The following is a 1,805-nucleotide window of genomic DNA, read 5'->3' on the forward strand; positions in this document are numbered from 1 at the left end:
CCGTAGTTCACGCCGTTGTCGGCCTGCAATTGCACGCGTACGTCGGCGTTTTTGTCTTTGGCAGCCTTGAGGTTGGTTTCCAGCAGATCAGGCTGTACTTCGTCCTTGTTGATGAACAACTTGCCCTTGTCGTCGATGCTCACCACCAGCGGGTCTTTTTGTTCCAGCGGGGCGACCGCTTCGGTCTTGGGCAGGTTGATCGGGATTGAGTTGGTCAACAGCGGTGCGGTGACGATGAACACCACCAGCAGCACCAGCATCACGTCCACCAGTGGCGTGACGTTGATTTCACTCATGACTTCGTCGCTGTCCTGGGTCGAGAAAGCCATATCAGGACGCCTCCTTCACTTTCTGGCCGGTCGCGGCAGTTTTGTTCAGCACCGGGTGCAGCAGCACGCGGAACGAACTCTTCTGCGCCAGGCTGTAAAAGTCATGGGCGAAATCGTCCAGATCAGCGGCGGTGAGTTTCAGGCGACGCAAGAAGTAGTTGTAAACCAGCACGGCCGGGACGGCCACGGCGATACCGACGCCGGTCGCGACCAGTGCCGCACCGATCGGCCCAGCAACGGTTTCAAGGCTTGCGGAACCTGCCGCGCTGATGCCCTTGAGCGCCGACATGATCCCCCACACCGTGCCGAACAAACCAATGAACGGCGAGGTGCTGCCGATACTGGCGAGGATCGCCAGGCCGGTTTCCAGCGAGCGGCGTTCGCGCACGATCTGCTGACGCAGAGAACGCTCAAGGCGATCCTGATGATTGATCGACTGGCTCAAATCGTTGGCATGCGTACCGTCCGGCACTTGAATCGCGGCATATCCGGCCAGCGCCACGCGAGCGGCCGCCCCCGGTTTGCTCTGGGCCAGCTCGGCGGCGGAATCAAGGCTCGAAGCGGCCCAGAACTGCTTATGAAAACGCCGATCCTGCGTCTTCAGGCGGGTGAACTGCACGCCCTTGAGCAGGGCCAGGCCCCAGGTCGCGACGGAGAAAACAATCAGCAGCCAGATGACCGCGTGTTCGATGGAATCAAAGGGGGAAGCGATAAGGTTCATGTGAGCTCTCCAACAGGACATCAAAATGTTTTGGAGCGATGCGCCTTTTGTCAGGTGGCCCGCGGTGTATCGATAGGTTGAGCATTACTGGATCTTGAAATCGATCGGCACGCTGACCCAGCCATCAATCGGGTTATTACCCTGTTTGGCCGGGGCGAAACTCCAGCGCTTGACCGCCGCCAATGCAGCGTCATCGAGCTGTTCATGGCCGCTGCTTTTCTGGATCTGCACCTCGCCGGGTTTGCCACTGGCCAGCACATGCACCCGCAGCAATACCGTCCCTTCCCAATTGCGGCGCATCGCCAGCGCCGGGTATTCCGGGGCGGGGTTGTGCAGGTAACCGGCGTTGGCCGAGGCGGGTGTCACAGGCGCCGGTGCAGCAGGTGCGGGCGGTGCCGGAGCGGCCACCGGTTGTGGCGCAACGGGCGGCGCCGGCGGTTGCTCGATCGGTTTGGCGACAGGCTTGGGCACCGGTTTCACGACGGGCTTGGGTTTGGGCTTGGGAATCGGCTTGGGCGGTGGCGGTTTGGTCGCCAGTTCGTCTTCCACGGGCGGCGGGGGTTCGACCACTGGCTCGGGGGTCGGCTCAGGCGGGGGCGGTGGCGGTTCCACCACCGGCACTACGGGCGGCGCGGGCTGGGAAAATTCGATGGTCATCGGTGGGATTTCCGGCGGCACGATGGGCAATGCAGGGGTCGGCGAACTGTTGACCCAGTAGATCACCGCGCCATGCAGCACCAGCGCGAAGACGCCCA

Annotated in this window: 3 protein-coding genes; all 3 read right to left on the bottom strand. The window is 62.2% G+C overall.

Going from position 1 to position 1,805, the window contains the following annotated elements; translation table 11 throughout:
* Positions 1-329, bottom strand: a 329-nt coding sequence (locus ACWKWM_RS27795) for an ExbD/TolR family protein (protein ID WP_483849169.1), incomplete at its 3' end; no start/stop codon positions are given.
* A 1-nt stretch (position 330) separates the two neighbouring features.
* Positions 331-1,050 carry a MotA/TolQ/ExbB proton channel family protein gene (locus tag ACWKWM_RS27800; RefSeq protein WP_483836602.1) on the bottom strand — a complete coding sequence of 240 codons (720 nt, stop codon included), beginning with the start codon at positions 1,048-1,050 and terminating at the stop codon, positions 331-333.
* A gap of 84 nt (positions 1,051-1,134) precedes the next feature.
* Positions 1,135-1,805: energy transducer TonB (locus ACWKWM_RS27805; protein WP_483849170.1), on the bottom strand; the 671-nt coding region annotated here is incomplete at its 5' end.

Source organism: Pseudomonas rosaeacicularis, assembly GCF_057128745.1.